Annotated in this window: 18 protein-coding genes and 1 pseudogene; 7 read left to right on the top strand and 12 right to left on the bottom strand. The window is 70.8% G+C overall.

Annotated features, from left to right (window positions below; genetic code table 11):
• Window positions 1-51: 51 nt before the first annotated feature.
• From ACODT5_RS40545 to ACODT5_RS40535, 3 genes are read right to left on the bottom strand one after another with little or no spacing between them, the layout of a single operon-like run.
• Window positions 52-1,044, bottom strand: coding sequence for an ABC transporter substrate-binding protein (locus ACODT5_RS40545; protein ID WP_422523988.1), 993 nt, complete (start codon window positions 1,042-1,044; stop codon window positions 52-54).
• A gap of 57 nt (window positions 1,045-1,101) precedes the next feature.
• Window positions 1,102-1,779 carry an ABC transporter permease gene (locus ACODT5_RS40540; RefSeq protein WP_422523987.1) on the bottom strand — a complete coding sequence of 226 codons (678 nt, stop codon included), beginning with the start codon at window positions 1,777-1,779 and terminating at the stop codon, window positions 1,102-1,104.
• Window positions 1,779-2,504: an ABC transporter permease gene (locus ACODT5_RS40535; protein ID WP_422523986.1), complete on the bottom strand. Its 726-nt coding sequence runs from the start codon at window positions 2,502-2,504 to the stop codon at window positions 1,779-1,781. Before ACODT5_RS40535 ends, ACODT5_RS40540 begins: the two co-directional genes overlap by 1 nt.
• 133 nt (window positions 2,505-2,637) lie before the next feature.
• Between ACODT5_RS40535 and ACODT5_RS40530 the strand changes: the two genes are divergently transcribed.
• Window positions 2,638-3,627, top strand: a complete 990-nt coding sequence (locus tag ACODT5_RS40530) for an ABC transporter ATP-binding protein (protein WP_422523985.1) — start codon at window positions 2,638-2,640, stop codon at window positions 3,625-3,627.
• Between the two features lie 16 nt (window positions 3,628-3,643).
• On the opposite strand, the gene ACODT5_RS40525 is transcribed toward ACODT5_RS40530, so the two are convergent.
• Window positions 3,644-4,750, bottom strand: coding sequence for an alpha/beta hydrolase (locus tag ACODT5_RS40525; protein WP_422523984.1), 1,107 nt, complete (start codon window positions 4,748-4,750; stop codon window positions 3,644-3,646).
• Window positions 4,751-4,902: 152 nt separating this feature from the next.
• Here ACODT5_RS40525 and ACODT5_RS40520 point away from each other — a divergent pair, with 152 nt between their 5' ends.
• The 6 genes and pseudogenes from ACODT5_RS40520 to ACODT5_RS40495 all read left to right on the top strand — a co-directional run bounded on the left by ACODT5_RS40520 (window position 4,903) and on the right by ACODT5_RS40495 (window position 9,773).
• Window positions 4,903-6,762: a phosphatidylglycerol lysyltransferase domain-containing protein gene (locus tag ACODT5_RS40520; RefSeq protein WP_422523983.1), complete on the top strand. Its 1,860-nt coding sequence runs from the start codon at window positions 4,903-4,905 to the stop codon at window positions 6,760-6,762.
• Between the two features lie 23 nt (window positions 6,763-6,785).
• On the top strand, window positions 6,786-7,691 hold the full coding sequence (gene folP / locus ACODT5_RS40515) for a dihydropteroate synthase (RefSeq protein WP_422523982.1): 906 nt from the start codon (window positions 6,786-6,788) through the stop codon (window positions 7,689-7,691).
• Window positions 7,688-8,131: a nuclear transport factor 2 family protein gene (locus ACODT5_RS40510; protein WP_385370648.1), complete on the top strand. Its 444-nt coding sequence runs from the start codon at window positions 7,688-7,690 to the stop codon at window positions 8,129-8,131. The genes folP and ACODT5_RS40510 overlap by 4 nt, the downstream gene beginning before the upstream one ends.
• A gap of 131 nt (window positions 8,132-8,262) precedes the next feature.
• Window positions 8,263-8,621: pseudogene (gene folB, locus ACODT5_RS40505) on the top strand (dihydroneopterin aldolase).
• An 8-nt stretch (window positions 8,622-8,629) separates the two neighbouring features.
• Window positions 8,630-9,226, top strand: a complete 597-nt coding sequence (gene folK, locus ACODT5_RS40500; protein ID WP_422525177.1) for a 2-amino-4-hydroxy-6-hydroxymethyldihydropteridine diphosphokinase — start codon at window positions 8,630-8,632, stop codon at window positions 9,224-9,226.
• A gap of 58 nt (window positions 9,227-9,284) precedes the next feature.
• Window positions 9,285-9,773, top strand: a complete 489-nt coding sequence (locus ACODT5_RS40495; RefSeq protein ID WP_422523981.1) for a DUF3180 domain-containing protein — start codon at window positions 9,285-9,287, stop codon at window positions 9,771-9,773.
• Here ACODT5_RS40495 and ACODT5_RS40490 read toward each other — a convergent pair.
• The 8 genes from ACODT5_RS40490 to dacB form a co-directional block, all read right to left on the bottom strand.
• Window positions 9,770-10,327 (bottom strand): GNAT family N-acetyltransferase, encoded by a 558-nt coding sequence (locus tag ACODT5_RS40490; protein WP_422523980.1) that lies wholly within the window; start codon window positions 10,325-10,327, stop codon window positions 9,770-9,772. The genes ACODT5_RS40495 and ACODT5_RS40490 overlap by 4 nt on opposite strands.
• Before the next feature lie 40 nt (window positions 10,328-10,367).
• A complete protein-coding gene (locus tag ACODT5_RS40485; RefSeq protein ID WP_422523979.1) occupies window positions 10,368-11,354 on the bottom strand; it encodes a hypothetical protein in 987 nt (328 codons plus the stop codon).
• 66 nt (window positions 11,355-11,420) lie between these two features.
• A complete protein-coding gene (gene folE, locus ACODT5_RS40480; RefSeq protein ID WP_327254273.1) occupies window positions 11,421-12,029 on the bottom strand; it encodes a GTP cyclohydrolase I FolE in 609 nt (202 codons plus the stop codon).
• A 96-nt stretch (window positions 12,030-12,125) separates the two neighbouring features.
• The gene (gene ftsH / locus ACODT5_RS40475) at window positions 12,126-14,153 is read right to left on the bottom strand and encodes an ATP-dependent zinc metalloprotease FtsH (RefSeq protein ID WP_422523978.1); all 2,028 of its coding nucleotides are present in this window, start codon (window positions 14,151-14,153) and stop codon (window positions 12,126-12,128) included.
• 182 nt (window positions 14,154-14,335) lie between these two features.
• A complete protein-coding gene (gene hpt / locus ACODT5_RS40470) occupies window positions 14,336-14,896 on the bottom strand; it encodes a hypoxanthine phosphoribosyltransferase (RefSeq protein ID WP_243339812.1) in 561 nt (186 codons plus the stop codon).
• A 66-nt stretch (window positions 14,897-14,962) separates the two neighbouring features.
• The gene (tilS, locus tag ACODT5_RS40465; RefSeq protein WP_422523977.1) at window positions 14,963-16,096 is read right to left on the bottom strand and encodes a tRNA lysidine(34) synthetase TilS; all 1,134 of its coding nucleotides are present in this window, start codon (window positions 16,094-16,096) and stop codon (window positions 14,963-14,965) included.
• A gap of 233 nt (window positions 16,097-16,329) precedes the next feature.
• On the bottom strand, window positions 16,330-17,481 hold the full coding sequence (locus ACODT5_RS40460) for a zinc-dependent metalloprotease (protein WP_422523976.1): 1,152 nt from the start codon (window positions 17,479-17,481) through the stop codon (window positions 16,330-16,332).
• Window positions 17,482-17,539: 58 nt separating this feature from the next.
• Window positions 17,540-18,976: a D-alanyl-D-alanine carboxypeptidase/D-alanyl-D-alanine endopeptidase gene (dacB, locus tag ACODT5_RS40455; RefSeq protein WP_422523975.1), complete on the bottom strand. Its 1,437-nt coding sequence runs from the start codon at window positions 18,974-18,976 to the stop codon at window positions 17,540-17,542.
• Window positions 18,977-19,093: the final 117 nt, after the last annotated feature.

Genomic DNA, 19,093 nt, shown 5'->3' with positions numbered 1-19,093 from the left:
GGAATCTGTTCCCGAGCAGTTACCGCACCCGGCGCACGAAAGGCGCAACTCCTACTTCTTCAGAAGGCCCTTGGACTCCAGATAGGCCTTGGCGACATCCGCCGGCTTGGCGCGCTCGGCGTCGACCTTGCGGTTCAGCTCGACCAGGTCGGCCGTGGTGAGCGCCTTGGTGATCTTGTCGAGGGCGGCCGCGATCTCGGGGGCGCCGGCGTCCTTGGCGTTGACCACCGGGAGCACGTTGTCGGCGTTCTGGAGCTTCTTGTCGTCCTCCAGCAGGACCAGGCCGAAGCTGTCGAGGGTGGCGTCCGTGGTGGTGGTCAGGACGAGCTGGTCGGCGCCGTCCTTCACCGCCTGCTTGGCCTGCGGGGTTCCGACGCCCTTGGGGTCAATACCGGAAACGTCGATTCCGTATGTCGTCTTCAATCCGGGTGCGCAGAAGGGCCGCACCGCGCATTCGTCACCGGCCGCGATCTTCACCTTCAGACCGGACTTGCCCAGATCGGAAAGGGTCTTGAGATTGTTCTTCGTGGCGAATTCCTTACTGACCGCGAAGGCGTTCTGGTCGACCGCCGAGCCCGCGGGCAGCGCCTTCAGCCCCAGCGGGCCCGCCAGCTTCTCCAGGGCCGCGACCGTCGCCGCCACGTCGCTCGACGCGACCGGCTTGTCCGTCGGCGCCTTGGAGCCGTTCACCTTGGCGTTGAGGAACTCCGCGAGGGTCGCCGCGTACTCCGGGACGACGTCGATCTCGCCCTTCTCCAGCGAGGGTTCGTACAGCTCGCGGTTGTTGACCGTGGTGATCGACGTCTCGTAGCCCGCGTCCCCCAGGACCTGCGCGTACAGCTCGGCCAGCACGTTGGACTCGGTGAAGCCGGCGGCGCCGATCACCAGCTTGCCGCCCTTGGCGCCCTCGGACGACCCGGAAGCGGCGGCGGAGGAGCCCCCGTCCTTGGTCTTCTCCAGGCTGTCGCCGCCGCACGCGGCGAGCGATGCGGTCAGGGCGACCGCGCCCAGGGCCGCGCCGAGGGCGCGCGTGGACTTGCTCATCTCAATCTCCTTCAAGGGGTGGGCCAACAAGGGGTGGGCCGGCGTGTCGGGGCCCGCTCAGCGGGTGGTCGCGCGGGTGGCCGCGCCCGGCAGCAGCCGGTCGGCCGCCACCAGCGCGCCCTCCACGAGCAGGGCCAGCGCCGCGACCAGCAGGGCGCCCGCGACGACCTGCGGGGTGTTGTACGTGTTGAAGCCGGCGGTGATGATCCGGCCGAGCCCGCCCTGGCCGACCATCGCGGCGATCGTGGCCGTGGCGATGACCTGCACGGCTCCCGAGCGCAGCCCGGTCATCACCAGTCCGCGCGCGAGCGGCAGTTCCACCCGCCAGAAGAGCTGGCGGCCGGACATGCCCATGCCCCGCGCGGCCTCCACCACCGAGCGGTCGACCTCGCGCATGCCGACGTAGGCGTTGGTCAGCAGCGGCGGGATGGCGAAGAGGACGAGCGCGGCGATGGTGGGCACGTACCCGGCATTGCGCAGCGGGGAGACCATGAACAGCGCCAGCACCGCGAAGACCGGGACGGCCCGCCCGATGTTGGAGACGTTGACGGCGAGGCCGCCGCCCTTGCCGAGGTGGCCGAGCCACAGTCCGACCGGGAGGGCGAGCGCGCAGGCCAGCGCCAGGGCGACCCCGCTGACGTACGCGTGCTCGCCGAGCCGGTGCCACACCCCGCTCTCCCCGGCCCAGTTGGCCCCGTCGGCCAGCCAGTCCCAGGCCTGTCCCAGTACTCCCATCAGACGGCTCCCGCGCTGACCTCGGTGGCGCGCACGGCGCGCGTCCTACGGGTGGCCCGGGTCGCGCGGGTCCACGGCGTCAGCAGCCGCTGGACGCCGAGCAGGGCCAGGTCCGCCACGAGCGCGAGGAGCACGCACAGCACCGAGGCGGTGAGCACCTGGGCCTTGAACGAGCTGTTCACGGCGGGTGCGATGAGATTGCCGAGGCCGCCCTTGCCCACGATGGAGCCGACGGTCGTCAGCGCGACCGTGGAGACGGTCGCGATCCGTACGCCGGCCAGCAGGGCGGGCAGCGCCAGCGGCAGCTCGACCTGCCACAGCAGCCTGCCCGGGCCGTACCCCATCCCGCGCGCGGCTTCCCGTACGTCCTCGGGTACGGCTTCGAGACCGGCCAGCACGTTGCGCACGAGGATGGTCAGCGAATACAGCACCAGGCCGGTCACCACCAGCGCCGCCGAGAGCCCGAAGACCGGCAGGAGCAGGGAGAACATGGCCAGCGAGGGGACCGTGTAGAGCAGGGTGGTGAGGCCCAGGACGGGGGCCGCCCAGTGGCGGCCGCGGCGGGCCAGCAGTGCCAGCGGGACCGACACGGCGATGCCGATCAGCACCGAGACGCCGGTGATCCACACGTGCTCGAGGGTGGCGTCGGTGAGCTCCTGGGAGCGGGACGTGACGTACTCCCAGCAGATCCAGTCGTTCGCCACCAGGCAGCTCTGCCCGGCCATCGCCCCTCACCCCCCGTCACCGATCGTACGTAGGAGCGACCATAACCCCCGGCACGGACAATGGCCGGAATCCTTCGCACGCGGGCAACACGCCCTTCACAAACGGACCCCGCGGGTAGGGAAAGATGGCCGTGTGATCCGATTCGAGCAAGTGACCAAGCGCTACCCCGACGGGACCACGGCGGTCGCGGACCTGTCCTTCGAGGTCGCCGAGGGCGAACTGGTCACCCTGGTGGGCCCGTCCGGCTGCGGCAAGACGACCACCATGAAGATGGTCAACCGGCTCATCGAGCCGACCTCCGGCCGGATCCTCCTGAACGGCGAGGACATCGCGGAGGCCGACCCGGTCGAACTGCGCCGCCGCATCGGCTACGTCATCCAGCAGGTCGGGCTGTTCCCGCACAAGACGGTGCTGGAGAACACGGCCACCGTGCCGCAGCTCATCGGCACCCCCAAGGCCAAGGCCCGCGCGCGGGCCGCGGAACTCCTCGACCTGGTCGGCCTGGACCCGGCCGTCTACGGCGGCCGCTACCCGGAGCAGCTCTCCGGCGGGCAGCGCCAGCGCGTCGGCGTGGCCCGGGCGCTCGCCGCGGACCCGCCGGTGCTGCTGATGGACGAGCCGTTCGGCGCGGTGGACCCGGTGGTGCGCGAGCGGCTGCAGAACGAGTTCCTGACGCTCCAGCAGACCGTGCGCAAGACCATCCTGCTGGTCACGCACGACCTGGAGGAGGCGGTCCGGCTCGGGGACCGCATCGCGGTCTACGGAGCGGGCACCATCGAGCAGTTCGCCAGCCCGGCGCAGGTACTGGGCGCCCCGGCGACCGACTACGTGGCCGGGTTCGTCGGCTCCGACCGCGGGCTGAAGCGCCTCGCCGTCACCGCCGTGGCGGAAGCCGACCTGACCGACCTGGGCGACCCCTCCCACCTGGCCTCCGCCGACGGAAAGGCCCCCACCGCCGGAGTGGCGCTGGGGGCCAGTCTGCGCGAGGCGCTCGCGCTGCTGCTCCAGGAGGACTCGGGGCGGATCGGGGTCACGCATCCCGAATCCGGCGAGCTGATCGGCGTACTCACCCCGGAGGGGGTGCACCGGGCCCTGCGCCGCGCCCGGTTGCAGGAGGCCTGAGCCCCCTCGGCACGTGTTACGCCTGGATCCTGCCGCTCATCCACACCAGCATCGGCGGGATCTCGCGGCGCCAGGTGTTGAAGTTGTGGCCGCCGCTGTCGAGGATGATCGAGGAGACCCGGTCCGGGCCCTTGACCAGCTTGATGAACTTCTTCGTGCCGGCGAGGTTCGGCTCGCCCTTCTCGCTGCTGGTGACCAGGAACGACGTACCGGACGGCTGCTTCGCCTTCAGCGACTCCAGCACGTTCGCGCGCGCCTTCAGCTTGTCGTCCCCGTGGAAGAGGTCACCGGTCGTCGGGTCGTCCGCGGCCTCGTAGTACGCGGACAGCCCCGCGGCGGCACCGAAGGTCTTCGGGTAGTGCGCGGCGATCTTCAGCGCGCAGTAACCGCCCGTGGAATTGCCGATGAAGCCCATGTTCTCGGGCTTCTTGCCGACCCGGAAGGTGCTCTGGATGGCGCGGGGAAGGTCCTGGCCGTAGAAGGTCTCGGTCTGCGGGCCACCGGGTATGTCCACGCACTCGGTGTCGCGCGAACCGGGGGTCGGACGGAGCATGACCAGGATCATCGGCTTCATCTTGCCCGTCTTGGCCTGCCTGAAGGCCGTCATCGGGTAGTCCAGCCCTTTGATCAGGTTCTCCGCCATCCCCGGGTAACCCGTGAGGACGATGGAGGCCGGGAAGTTCTGTTCCTTGTGCTGCGGCTGGAAGTACTCCGGCGGCAGCCACACGAAGCCCATCGTCGTTATCTTCGACTGCTGGCCGGTTATCGCCACTTTCAGGATCTGCCCGCCGACGGGCGGCTTGGCCCCGCCGGGCACGTCGAGCTGCTGCTTGTCGACGACCTTGATGTCGGCACTGCTCATCGAATGGTCGACGACCTTGCCGATCGAGGTCTCCTGGCCGAACAGGTCGGCCCAGGACCCGTAGAACAGGAACGACTTGTTCGCGCCGAGACCGATCGCCGCGAACAGGGCCAGCTGCGTCGCCAGCAGGAGGCCGATCCGGCCGAGGACCGAGCGCCAGGAGCGGCCCGAGAGCTTCGGCCAGAACCACACCGTGGCCGCGAACAGCAGCACACCGACAAGGACGGCCAGCGCCAGAACCGTATTACTGGTGAGACCCATGAGCAGTCAGTCGACTTTCTATGGCAGGACTAGATTTTTTCTCGAGGATGAGTGAACCCGCTCCCCTTCGATGTCGTCCTAGTGGACGCACCACCCAACGAAGGCCCCAGCGGCCTTCGGCCACATGATCTCTCGCGGAGCAACGGGAAGCGATGTCTAGCAGGATAGATGGCGATAAGTCGGGACAGGTTCCGAAGCCTGTCAGCCGAATCCTCCGAGGCCCACGACCGGAGTCCGTCCCCGGGATCGTGGGCACCGCCGTCACGGTCGTCGGCCTGCTGGACATCGCCGCGGGAGTCTTCCCGCGGTTCCGGCACAGCCGCATCCACGCGGTCACCGAGGTGCTGCCCGGCTCCGTCGGTCCCTTCGCCGCAGCCCTGGCCATCAGCGCCGGCGTCCTGCTGCTGCTGCTCGCCCACGGGCTCAAGCGCCGCAAGCGCCGCGCCTGGCGGGCCGCGGTCGTGCTGCTGCCGGCGGGCGCCGTCGCGCAGTTCACGTACCGCCACTCGGTCCTCGGCGTGGTCATCGCGGCGGTGCTCCTGGCGCTCCTGCTGCGCCACCAGAGTGAATTCAAGGCGCTGCCCGACCCGCGCAGCCGCTGGAAGGCGCTCGCCAACTTCGTGCTGATGAGCGCGGGCTCCATCGGCCTCGGTCTGGTCATCGTCAACTCGCACCCCGGCCGCGTTGTAGGCAATCCGGGTGTTTACGAACAGATCAGCCACGTCGTCTACGGGCTCTTCGGCTTCGAGGGTCCCGTCGACTACGCCGGCCGGGTGTCCTGGACCGTCGGCTACTCGCTGGGCGCCCTCGGCATGCTGACCGCCGTCACCACCATCTACCTGGCCTTCCGCCCCGAGCACCCGGCCGCCCGGCTCACCGCCGACGACGAGGTCAAGCTGCGCGAGCTGCTGACCCGGCACGGCGGCCGCGACTCGCTCGGCCACTTCGCGCTCCGCCGCGACAAGGCCGTCGTCTTCTCCCCCAGCGGCAAGGCCGCCGTCACCTACCGCGTGGTCTCCGGCGTGATGCTCGCCTCCGGCGACCCCGTCGGCGACGTCGAGGCCTGGCCCGGCGCCATCGAACGGTTCATGGAGGAGGCCAAGACCCACTCCTGGACCCCCGCCGTCATGGGCTGCAGCGAGACCGGCGGCGAGGTCTGGACCCGCGAGACCGGTCTGGACGCCCTGGAGCTCGGGGACGAGGCGATCGTCGACGTCAAGGACTTCTCCCTCGCCGGCCGCGCGATGCGCAACGTCCGGCAGATGGTGAAGCGCATCGAGCGCAACGGCTACACCACCAAGGTCCGCCGGGTCAGCGAGCTGACCGCGACCGAGCTGGAGCAGGTGCGCGGCGCCGCCGACGCCTGGCGCGGCACCGACACGGAACGCGGCTTCTCCATGGCACTGGGCCGCGTCGGCGACCCCGGCGACGGCGACTGCTACATCGCCACCGCCCACCGCGTCGAGGAGGGCGACACCTCCCCCTTCGGCGACCTCAAAGCCGTCCTGCACTTCGTCCCCTGGGGCAAGGACGGCATGTCGCTGGAGCTGATGCGCCGCGACCGCGCCGCCGACCCCGGCATGAACGAGCTGCTGATCGTCGCCTCCCTGGAGGCCTCCCCGGCGCTCGGCATCGAGAAGGTCTCCCTGAACTTCGCGATGTTCCGCTCGGCCCTGGCCCGCGGCGAGAAGATCGGCGCCGGCCCGGTCCTGCGGATGTGGCGCAGCCTGCTGGTGTTCCTCTCGCGCTGGTTCCAGATCGAGTCGCTGTACAAGTTCAACGCGAAGTTCCGGCCCCGCTGGGAGCCCCGCTTCGTGGTCTTCCGCACCACCCGCGACCTGCCCCGCATCGGCTTCGCCGCGATGCAGGCCGAGGGCTTCGTCACGCTGGCCCTGCCCCGCCTGTTCGCCGGCCGCCGGCGCCCCAAGCCGGTCCGCACCTGCGCCCACCACCGCGTACAGACCCCGACGGTCGTTCCCGCCCAGCCGGAACGCGAAATCCAGGCAGCCTGAACCCGGGCCCTACCCTGGGAACCATGAACACGAACCGCGGCCCCGCCCCCAGGGGCCTGGTGACAGGCCTCCCCGACTGGGACCGCTGCGCGGTCATGGGCGTCGTCAACGTCACCCCCGACTCCTTCTCAGACGGCGGCCGCTGGTTCGACACCACCGCCGCCGTCAAGCGCGGCCTCGACCTCGCCGCCCAGGGCGCCGACCTCGTGGACGTCGGCGGCGAGTCCACCCGCCCCGGCGCCTCCCGCGTCGACGAGGAGGAGGAGCTGCGCCGGGTCGTCCCCGTCGTCCGGGGCCTGGCCTCCGAAGGAGTCGTCGTCTCCGTCGACACCATGCGCGCCTCCGTCGCCGCGCAGGCCGTCGCCGCCGGCGCCACCCTGGTCAACGACGTCAGCGGCGGCCTCGCCGACCCCGGCATGATCCCGGCCGTCGCCGCCGCGGAGGTGCCCTTCGTCGTCATGCACTGGCGCGGATTCAGCGACGGCATGAACAGCCTCGCCGTCTACGAGGACGTCCTCGCCGAGGTCACCGCCGAACTGCGCACCCGCATCGACGCCGTCGTCACCGGCGGCATCGCCCCCGAACGGCTCCTCGTCGACCCCGGTCTGGGCTTCGCCAAGAACGCCGAGCACGACCTGGCCCTGGTCGCCCACCTCGGAGAGCTGCGCGCCCTCGGTTTCCCGCTGCTGGTGGCCGCCTCGCGGAAGCGTTTCCTCGGCCGGGTGCTGGCCGGCGCCGACGACGCCTCCCCGCCGCCCGCCCGCGAACGCGACGCCGCCACCGCCGCCGTCTCCGCCCTCGCCGCCTCCCAGGGCGCCTGGGCCGTACGGGTCCACGAGGTACGGGCGAGCGCCGACGCGGTTCGGGTGGCCCGCGCCGTGGAAGGGGCACTGCGTACGTCCCGTAGCAACGAGGAAGGGGCACGGTGAGCCGTACCGACATCGAATCCGTCGAAGAGGTCAACACGGCCTTCTACGAGGCCATGGAGCGGGGGGACTTCGACGCGCTGTCGGCGCTCTGGCTCGAAGACGAGATCTCCTGCGTGCACCCGGGCTGGCCGGTGCTGTCGGGACGCGGCGAAGTGCTGCGCTCCTACGCGCTGATCATGTCGCACACCGAGTACATCCAGTTCTTCCTCACCGACACCAAGGTCACCGTCATAGGCGACACCGCCCTGGTGACCTGCACCGAGAACATCCTCAGCGGCGGACCCGCCGAGGACGGCGGTGAACTGGGCCCGCTCGTGGGCCAGCTCGTCGTCGCCACGAATGTGTTCCGACGCACACCGGAGGGCTGGCGGCTCTGGTCGCACCACGGTTCTCCCGTGCTCACGGACTCCGACGAGGACGAGGACGAAGACCCCTCCTGACCCCCTGCGTCGGGCTCCGAGGTATTTCGCAGGTAAATTCGAAGATGGACGACGCCGACCGCACTCGGCTACGGCCATGGATCCGGGGAGTCCCGGACCGGAAGCACCTACGAAAAGCAGGAGTGATTCGCGTGGATCGTGTCGCGCTGCGCGGCCTCAAGGCTCGCGGGCACCATGGCGTCTTCCCCGGGAACGCGAGGAAGGCCAGACCTTCATCGTCGACCTGGTGCTCCACCTCGACACCCGTCCCGCGGCGGCGGGCGACGACCTGGCTAAGACCGTGCACTACGGGGTAGTCGCGGAAGAAGTCGTCGGCGTGGTCCAGGGCGAGCCCGTGGACCTGATCGAGACCCTCGCCGAGCGGATCGCCCAGCAGTGCCTCAAGCACGAGGCGGTCGCCCAGGTGGAGGTCGTCGTCCACAAACCGGACGCGCCGATCACCGTCCCCTTCGACGACGTGACCATCACGATCACCCGGAGCCGCGCGTGAACAACGGAATGAACGCCCAGAGCGACCCCACGGTCCAGCCCGTACCCGCCTCCGTGGTCGAGGCCGTCGACGCGGCAGACGTCACCCTGTCCAACCCCAAGTGGGCCGTCGTCGCGCTCGGCGCGAACCTGGGCAACCGCCTGGAGACCCTCCAGGGCGCCATCGACGCCCTCGGCGACACTCCGGGTCTGCGGGTCAAGGCCGTCTCCCCCGTCTACGAGACGGAGCCGTGGGGCGTGGAGCCCGGCTCGCAGCCCGCGTACTTCAACGCGGTCATCTCGGTGAAGACCACCCTGCCCCCCAGCTCGCTGCTGGAGCGCGGCCACGCCATCGAAGAAGCCTTCGACCGCGTCCGCGAGGAGCGCTGGGGGCCCCGGACGATCGACGTCGACATCATCGCCTACGCCGACGTGGTCTCCGCCGACCCCGACCTCACCCTCCCGCACCCGCGCGCCCACCAGCGCGCCTTCGTGCTGGCCCCCTGGAACGACATCGACCCCGAAGCGCAGATCCCGGGCCACGGGCCCGTCGCCGCGCTCCTGGCGGCGGTCGGCCTGTCCGGACTCACCCAGCGCACGGACCTGGAACTGCGCCTCCCCGAATAGGATCACCGGATACGCACGCGCGGAGAGCGGGCGCTGGGGAATGGCGGGAGAGGCGTACGTGAAGCAACTGAGGCCGGCGGTCCTGGCGGGCATTTTCGCGATCGCGGCAGTGCTGTCCTGGGCCGGAGCCCGGCTGTGGAACGCGTACGGCACGCTCCCCGGCGTCCCCGTGGCCGCGCCCATCGTGCTCGGCGCCATCGCGGTGGTCCTGCTGGCGACGGCCCTGTCGCTGCGCTCCCGCCTGAAGGCCCAGCGCGAGCGCGTGCCCGGCGCCAAGGGCGTGGAGCCGCTGATGGCGGCCCGCGCGGTGGTCTTCGGCCAGGCCAGCGCCCTGGTGGCGGCCCTGGTAGCGGGCGCCTACGGCGGCGTCGGCGTCTTCCTCTTGACCACCGCCATGGACGTCCCCGCCCGCCGCGACCAGACCTGGTACGCCGGCTTCTCGGTCCTGGCGGGCGCGGCGGTCATCGCAGCGGCCCTCTTCCTGGAACACGTCCTGAAACTCCCGGACGACGAGGACCCCGCACCCGAGGCCCCGGCGCGCGCCTAAGCCGCCGGGCAGGCCGCGCCCACCACACCGTAGGCGCGGCCGTCGAGGTCGAACTCTCCGAGCGGGGTCATGCCCAGCCCGTCGACGTGCACCGTCCACGAGGCCCGGTTCGTCATCTCGATGAAGGCCACCATCACCTCGGCCCGCCCCGAGGCGGCCTCCAGCGCGGTGGTGAACAGCCCCCGGGCGATCCCCCGGCCCCGGTACGCGGCCGCGACCACGACGGGCCCGTAGAGCAGCCAGCGCAGGGACCCGAGCGGCTTCCCGTCCCACAGCAGGGAATCCTGGGCCCGGAGCAGCGCCCGCACGGGCGCCGGCGGCCCCGGCACGCTCTCCGCCGGCACGAGCCCGAGCAGCCCGGCGATCTCCCCGCCGTCGTCCGCGACGAGCAGCCCCCCGCCCTCGGCCATCACCCGCAGCGCATCCACATCGAGGGCCCCCTGCACGAACCCCTGCCGGGACCGCTCCTCCTCGCTCAGCGCATCGTGGTGATTGGCGGCGAAGATCCCCGCCATGGCCGGTGCGTCCGCCTCAACGGCAACCCTGTATTCCATGGCCCCGATGCTTCCACCCACCCACGACGGCCGCATCCGCTCACCCCCGTGCCCGGACCAGGTGCCCGCTCACCAGGAAGCCCGGGTGGGGATCGAGCCGGTAGGTGTAGAGGGTGAACGGCTTCGCGCCGATGGCAGCGTGCGGCCGGACCTCGGAGACCGTCGCCGACTGCCGCTCCACGAGGTGCATGGGGTGCTGTTCCGCTACGAAGGTGCCGCGCCTCTGCCAGCGGTCGGTGACCACCAGCCGCGATGCCCTCCCGCTCAGCGGTGTGAAGCGAGCCCCGATGATCACAGCTAGCTCCGCCAGGAACGGCACGTTGGCGCTGGTAACCGTCCGCCCATCCCAGTGCTTGTGGCGGAAGCCATCGCCGTCTGCGTAGCCGTCCAGGAAGCCTTCGAAGGTGGCGAGGTCTTTCAGCACGACGCGAGGAAACCTCTGCCGCAGGTGGTGCGCATCTCCCCCCACGTACTGCCGCAGGACGTCGGCAAGGTACGAAGAGACCACGCGCACGCGGAACCCCGGAGCGTCGCGCTGGAGGAAGCCGGACGGCCTTGTCACGGCTTCCAGCCTGGCGGGGAGACCAGTCGCTGCGGTCAGACACTCCGCGTACTTGGCCGCGAAGCCCTGATCGTTCACGACCAGGGACACATAGTTCTTGCCGACCGTTCCGTCGGCGCAGGTGGCACCCACCAGGTAACCGAACGCGTAGCCGGGCCCGATCGTCAGGCGCATGCGGCACAGCTTGCGCGGCGGAGTCCATACCACGACGCTGCCCATCGCGTAGCGGGCCGGAATCCACCCGTCATGGGTACCCAGCAACTGGTCCGGCGCCACGGTGAACGTCTGACCGTCCGTGACCACGTCGACGACCTCGCGGGCTTTCACGGCCGTCACCCCCAGAACGGCCGTGTGCACGGTCCTGTCACCGTCCAACGTCCAGAGCCGGTCGCCCACGCCGATGGATCTCGCCTGAGCGGACCCATCGGCTCCATTCACGATCTGCTTGCTCGGCAGCCCACCCATCCCGCCCCCTGATCAGTGCGTGAATCACCTGATCGACGACGTTATGGGGCGGGTCTGACAATCCGGCTAGCGGGCGATGATCAGGCTCATCGCCTCGTTGCGGGTCGCGGGGTCGCGGAGCTGGCCGCGGACGGCCGAGGTGATGGTCTTCGCGCCCGGCTTGCGGACGCCGCGCATGGTCATGCACATGTGCTCGCACTCGATGACCACGATGACCCCGCGCGGGTCCAGGATCTCCATCAGGGAGTCCGCGATCTGCGTGGTCAGCCGCTCCTGCACCTGGGGGCGACGCGCGAAGACGTCCACCAGCCGGGCCAGCTTCGACAGACCAGTGATCTTGCCATCGACGGACGGAATGTACCCAACATGGGCAACTCCGACGAATGGCACCAAATGATGTTCACAGCTGCTCATGACCTCGATGTCCTTCACCAGGACCATCTCGTCGTGGCCGAGGTCGAACGTCGTGGTCAGCACCTCTTCGGGCTTCTGCCACAGACCCCCGAATATCTCCCTGTACGCCCGCGCCACCCGGGCCGGCGTCTCCAGGAGCCCCTCGCGGTCCGGGTCCTCGCCGACCGCGATCAGGAGCTCGCGGACCGCCGCCTCGGCGCGCTTCTCGTCGAACTCGCCGATCGTGCCCTCGCCACCGGTCAGGGTCACTGGGTCGGTCATCTCTTCCTCGTTCCTGTGTGCACGGTGCCCGGCACGTGAAAGTGCCGCGCCCCCCAGGCTAGAACCTGGGGGGCGCGGCTTCCATTCCGGGAGGTACTAGGCCTCCGGGAGCTCCTCCGGGGAGGGCTCCGGGGACTTCTCCACGGACACGGCCGAGGCCGCGGACGTGCCGTTCGCCGCGTTCGTCAGCTGGAGCTCCTTGGGAGAGAGCACCGGCGGACGGGTGGACGGCGTGCGGTGCGAGGAGCCGGTCCACGCCGGGCGGGCCGGGCGCTTCACGATCGTCGAGAAGACCTCGGCGATCTGCTCCTTGTTGAGCGTCTCCTTCTCGAGGAGGGCGAGGACGAGGTTGTCGAGGACGTCGCGGTTCTCGACCAGGATTTCCCAGGCCTCGTTGTGCGCGGTCTCGATGAGCTTCTTGACCTCTTCGTCGACCAGCGCGGCGACCTCTTCCGAGTAGTCCCTCGGGTGCGACATCTCGCGGCCCAGGAACGGCTCGGTGGCGTCTCCGCCGAACTTGATCGCGCCGAGACGCTCGGTCATGCCGTACTGCGTGACCATCGCGCGGGCCGTTGCCGTGGCCTTCTCGATGTCGTTCGCCGCGCCCGTGGTCGGGTCGTGGAAGACCAGTTCCTCGGCCGCGCGCCCGCCCAGCATGTACGCGAGCTGGTCGAGCATCTCGTTGCGCGTGGTCGAGTACCTGTCCTCGTCGGGCAGGACCATGGTGTAACCCAGGGCCCGGCCGCGGGACAGGATCGTGATCTTGTGCACCGGGTCGGAGTTCGGGGAAGCCGCCGCGACCAGGGCGTGTCCGCCCTCGTGGTACGCGGTGATCTTCTTTTCCCGGTCCGACATGATCCGGGTCCGCTTCTGCGGACCCGCCACGACGCGGTCGATCGCCTCGTCCAGCGCGTGGTTGTCGATCAGCTTCCCGTCCGAGCGGGCCGTGAGCAGCGCGGCCTCGTTCAGGACGTTGGCGAGATCGGCACCCGTGAAGCCGGGCGTACGACGGGCGACAGCGCCCAGGTCCACGTCCGGTGCGGTCGGCTTGCCCTTCTGGTGGACCTTGAGGATCTCCAGACGGCCCTGCATGTCCGGACGGTCGACCGCGATCTGGCGGTCGAAGCGGCCGGGGCGCAGGAGGGCCGGGTCGAGGATGTCGGGACGGTTCGTGGCGGCGATCAGGATGACCCCGCCCTTCACGTCGAAGCCGTCCATCTCGACGAGCAGCTGGTTGAGGGTCTGCTCGCGCTCGTCGTGACCGCCGCCCAGGCCCGCACCGCGGTGCCGGCCGACGGCGTCGATCTCGTCGACGAAGACGATCGCCGGGGCGTTGGCCTTGGCCTGCTCGAACAGGTCGCGGACACGCGAGGCACCGACACCGACGAACATCTCGACGAAGTCGGATCCGGAGATCGAGTAGAAGGGGACACCGGCCTCGCCCGCGACGGCACGCGCGAGCAGGGTCTTACCGGTGCCGGGCGGGCCGTAGAGCAGCACGCCCTTGGGGATCTTGGCGCCGACGGCCTGGAACTTGGCCGGCTCCTGGAGGAACTCCTTGATCTCGTGGAGTTCCTCGACGGCCTCGTCCGCGCCCGCGACATCGGCGAACGTCGTCTTCGGCGTGTCCTTGGTGATGAGCTTGGCCTTGGACTTCCCGAACTGCATGACCCGGGAACCACCGCCCTGCATCTGGTTCATCAGGAACAGGAAGACGACGACGATGAGGACGAACGGCAGCAGCGAGAGCAGCACGCTCAGGAACGGGCTGGTCTTGTCCGGCGTGACGGAGTATCCGTCAGGGATCTGACCGGCTTCGAACTTGGTCTGGAGGTTCTGGGCGAGCTGTACGCCCTGGTCCCCGATGTAGTTGGCCTGGAACTTGGTGCCGTCGTTGTCGCCGAGCTTCTGGTCCTTCTTCAGCTCGATCTTGATCATCTGGCTGTCACCGGTGGTGAGCTTGGCGCTGTCCACCTGGCCACTGTTGATCGCCTTGATGACCTCGCTGGTCTCCACCGACTTGTAGCCGCCGCCGGAGCCGACGACGTTCATCAACACGACCACGGCGAGGACGGCCAGCACGATCCACATAACCGGCCCACGGAAGTATCGCTTCACGTCCATCCATACGGGGCGCTAGGCACCCCGTCCCTCCTGCCCGTAGGTAAATGCTGCTGTGAGTAAAGACTGTTCGTCGGAATGTACCCCTGCATTGTCACCCGCGGCCTCATGGGACGGCTGACAGACCCGCCTTTCCATGCTCCAACGGCGGGAAACGCTCCAGGGTTCCCCTGTCGGGCTCTGGATCAGCCGCCGTAGACGTGGGGAGCGAGGGTGCCGACGAACGGCAGGTTGCGGTACTTCTCGGCGTAGTCGAGGCCGTAGCCGACGACGAACTCGTTCGGGATGTCGAAGCCGACCCACTTCACGTCGATCGCGACCTTGGCGGCGTCGGGCTTGCGCAGCAGCGTGACGACCTCCAGGGAGGCCGGCTGGCGGGAGCCGAGGTTCGACAGCAGCCACGACAGGGTCAGGCCCGAGTCGATGATGTCCTCGACGATCAGGACGTGCTTGTCCTTGATGTCGGTGTCCAGGTCCTTGAGGATCCGCACCACGCCCGAGGACTGGGTCCCGGCGCCGTACGAGGACACCGCCATCCAGTCCATGGTGAGCGGGGTGGACAAGGCGCGCGCCAGGTCCGCCATCACCATCACCGCGCCCTTGAGGACGCCGACGATGAGCAGGTCCTTGCCCGCGTACTCCGCGTCGATCTTCGCGGCCAGCTCTGCCAGCTTCGCGTCGATCTCTTCCTTGGTGATGAGCACCGACTGGAGGTCGTTGCCCATGTCCTTCTCGTCCACCCGCATCACTTTCGTTGTCGGCTGGGGCTCCGGGGGGTGACCCCGGAGGTCTCAGCCGTGTTTCAGCACCAATCAGCCCTGCCGGATGACCAGTCTGCCACCCTGCCGCTGGGCCTCGACCCGGCCGGGCAGGTTGATGGCTCCCTGACCGCGCCATCCGGTGATGAGCCGGTCGACTTCCTCGATGTGGCGGGCGAAGAGGGAGCCTGCGGGGGAACCGGCGGCGACGACGGCCCGGCGCAGCACGCGGCGGCGGACCGCGGGGGGCAGCGCGTAGAGCTTGGCGCACTCCAGGCGGCCGTCTTCGTCGCGTACGCCGCTCTCGGCGTCGGCGGCCCAGGCGTCCAGGGCGTCGGCGTCGTCGCGGGAGAGCTGGGCGGTGCGGGCGAGCGCCTCCACGACCCCCTTGCCGAGCGCCTTCTCCAGGGCGGGCAGGCCCTCGTGGCGCAGCCGTGAGCGGGTGTAGGCGGGGTCGATGTTGTGCGGGTCGTCCCAGACGGCGAGGGACTGGACCATGCAGGCCTTGCGGGCGGTCTGCCGGTCGACCTGGAGGAAGGGCCGCCGGTAGCGGTGGCCGCGGCCCCGGGCGCCGGGCTCCCCGGAGCCTCCCGGGCCTCCGGACACTTCGGGCATGCCGGAGAGCGAGCGGATGCCGGAGCCGCGGGCGAGGCCCAGCAGGACGGTTTCGGCTTGATCGTCGCGGGTGTGGCCGAGCAGTACGGCGACGGCGCCCAGCCGGTCGGCGGCCTCGTTCAGGGCCGCGTAGCGGGCGTCGCGGGCGGCGGCTTCGGGGCCTCCGTCGCGGCCGACGCGCACGGCGACGGACTCGACGGGGTCGAGGCGCAGCGCGGTCATGCGGGAGACGACCTCGGCGGCGCGCAGGGCGGAGCCGTCCTGGAGGCCGTGGTCGACGGTGATGCCGCCGGCCCGGATTCCGAGTTTGGGGGCCTCGAAGGCGAGGGCGGAGGCGAGGGCCATGGAGTCCGCGCCGCCGGAGCAGGCCACGAGGACGAGCGGGGCGGTGTCGGGGAGGGGGTCGTGGGGGGCGGCACCGGCCGAGGATCCGACGGTGCGGCCGGGGCGGCCGACCCGGGGTGCGGGGGTGGTGGCGGGACGGTCGGTGAGGTCGGTGAGGTCGGTGAGGACGTCGTGGAGTACGCGGCGGACCGCCAGGCGTATCGCCGCGACCGCAGGATGGGGACCCATGTCCGGTGCCCTTCGGTGGAGTTCGGTGCCTCGGAGGCGCTGGGGAGGCTTGGGGAGGTGGTGTGCCGGTGTGCTGCCCGGCGCCCCCCGCGGGCGGAGGGGCTGTCACTCAGAGTGCGTCGATGGTGACAGAACCGAGCCGTTCCCCGAGCATCGCACGCCCTTCCACGCCCCACGGTCCCTCGGACGGGTGACGCTGCTTCCCCCAGAGGGACATCTTCACGCCTCTTGGGTCACACCTCTTCGCTCGCCTCGCTCTGCTCGCTCCCCTTGCGGTGGACCCGGGCCACCCAGTCCGCGGGGCAGGCGATCTCGGCCTTGGTCGGCAGTGTGTTCGGGGAGGTCCAGACCCGGTTGAAGCCGTCCATGCCGACCTGGCCGACGACGGCGCGCACGAAGCGTTCGCCGTCGCGGTACTGGCGCAGCTTCGCGTCGAGGCCGAGGAGTTTGCGCAGCGCGGCGTCGAGCCGGCCCGCGCCGCTGGCCCTGCGCTGCTGGAACTTCTCGCGGATCTCGGCGACCGAGGGGACGACCTCGGGGCCGACCCCGTCCATGACGAAGTCGGCGTGGCCCTCCAGCAGGGACATGACGGCGGTGAGCCGGGCCAGTACCTCGCGCTGTTCGGGGGTCTGGACGAGCTCGACGAGGGAGCGGCCCTCGTCTCCGGTTTCCGCGTCGGGGCGGGCGCCGGCGAAGGACTGGGCGGCTTCGCGCAGTCGCTCCAGGACGGTCATCGGGTCCACTTCGGTGGCGCCGAGGAACGTCTGGATTTCGCCCTCCAGGTGTTCGCGGAGCCACGGGACGGCCGTGAACTGGGTACGGTGCGTCTCCTCGTGCAGGCAGACCCAGAGCCGGAAGTCGTGCGGGTCCACCTCCAGCTCCCGCTCGACGTGGACGATGTTCGGCGCGACGAGGAGCAGCCGGCCGCCCGTGGCCGAGCCCGGGAGGTCGAGGCCGGCGGGCGCGAAGGTCTCGTACTGGCCGAGCACGCGGGAGGCCAGGAAGCTGAGCAGCATGCCCAGCTCGACGCCGGTGACCTTGCCGCCGACCGCGCCGAGCACGGCGCCGCCGGGGGTGCCGGAGCGGCGGTCCTGCATCTTGCCGAGGAGGGGGGACAGGAGCTCGCGGAAGCCCGCCACGTTGGCCTTGACCCAGCCGGCCCGGTCCACGACGAGGACGGGGGTGTCGGCCGGGGTCATGCCTTCGGGCATCATCCGCGTGAACTCGCGCACGTGCCGTTCCGAGGTCTTGGCGTGTCTGCGCAGTTCGGCGACGACGGCCCGTGCCTCGTCCCGGCCCACCTCCGGACCGGGCCGCACGAGCCTGGTCGCGGTCGCCACCGCGAGGTTCCAGTCGACCATCTCCGCACCGCCGAAGCTCGTCATGCGTCAACCGTACGTGGACCTGCGCGCGGGCGGGATCCCCAGGAAGCGGACGGGATCGTCAGGAAGCCGTGGCCACGGCGGCGGCGAGCTTGTCGAGGCCCTTCTCGGCGGGGCCGGGCTCCGGGGTGTTCGCGGTCAGGAACGCGAAGGCGAGCAGTCGGCCGGTGGGGTCGACGACGGTGCCGGCGAGGGAGTTCACGCCGCTCAGGGTGCCCGTCTTGGCCCGCAGCAGGCCGGCTGCCGGGGAGCCGCCGGAGTTGCGGGTGCGCAGGGTGCCGGTGAATCCGGCGACGGGCAGTCCGGTCAGGACGGGCCGCAGTTCGGGGCGCTGGGGGTCGGCGGCCTTGGCGAGGAGGGCGGTGAGCAGGCCGGCGCTGACCCGGTCGGCGCGATTGAGTCCGCTGCCGTCGGCGAAGCGGGAGCCGGCGGTGTCGACTCCGAGGGCGGCGATCTTGGCGCCGACGGCTCCGGCGACGCCGTCGAAGCTGGCGGGTGCTCCGGAGGCGAGGGCGGTCTGGCGGGCCAGGGCTTCGGCGATGTCGTTGTCGCTGTGGGTCAGCATCCGCTCGACGAGCCCGGCGAGCGGCGGCGAGAGGGTGGTGGCGAGCGGGACGGCCCCGGTGGCGGCCTTGGCCCTGGCGGGTTCGCCGGTGACCTTGACCCCGCGTTCCCGGAGCAGGGCGGCGAAGGCCCGGGCGGTGTCGCGGGAGGGGTCCTGGCTGCGCTTGACGGGGCCGGAGAAGGAGTTGTCGGGGCGGCCTTCGTCGGCGGTCAGGGCCGTGACGGGCGCGAGGTTGGGGTTCTCGCCGATCGGGTGCACGACGGGGCCGGTGTAGAGCGAGTCGTCGTAGCCGAGGGCCACGGAGGCGGTGTCGGCGGCCTTGAGGGCCTGCGCGGTGTCCGCGGCGAGGGCGACGAGGCTGCCGCCGGAGCCGGCGGGGGCCTTCTTCTTGGCGGTGAGCGAGGGGTCGCCGCCGCCGACCAGGATGATCCGGCCGGGTGCGGAGCCGGGGGTCACGGTGGTGCGGATCCGGTGGTCGGGGCCGAGGGCCGCGAGGGAGGCCGCCGCGGTGACGATCTTGATGGTGGAGGCGGGGGTCATGGCCTGCCGGGCCCCGGCTTCGTAGAGGACCCGCCCGGTGGCGGTGTCGATCACGGAGGCGCCGCGGGCGGTGCCGAGGGCGGGGTCGGCGAGCAGCGGCCGCAGGGCGGCGGCGAGGGCGCCGGGGTCCACGGCTCCGGCCCGGTCGCCGGAGCCGGCTCCGGCCGGGCGCACGCCGGCGAGCACTCCGGGGGCGCTGGGGGCCGCCTGCGGGAGCGCCGCGGGGGCGTCCGTACCGTGATCTGCGCCACCCGTACGGCCCCAGGAGGCGGCCTTGTCCCGCTCGGCCTTACGCTGGCCGGAGTCCCAGGGACCCGCGGCGGCCACCGTCGCGGCCGACAGGGCGAGGCCGGCGACGGCCGACACCGCGATGAGCTGCCAGGTCTTGACCACCAATGGCACCTCGGACCAGCCCCTTTCGCGATCACACATATGCGTGAGGGACACTTAACCATTGCGTCTTGCCGCGAGCATGGCACCCCACCCGGCAGGGCCGGGTCGGCCACGCAC

It is taken from the genome of Streptomyces tatrensis, assembly GCF_049310065.1.
Lineage (GTDB): Bacteria > Actinomycetota > Actinomycetes > Streptomycetales > Streptomycetaceae > Streptomyces.
The sequence above is the reverse complement of the archived record's forward strand: the minus strand, read 5'-3'. Positions and strand labels throughout refer to the sequence as shown.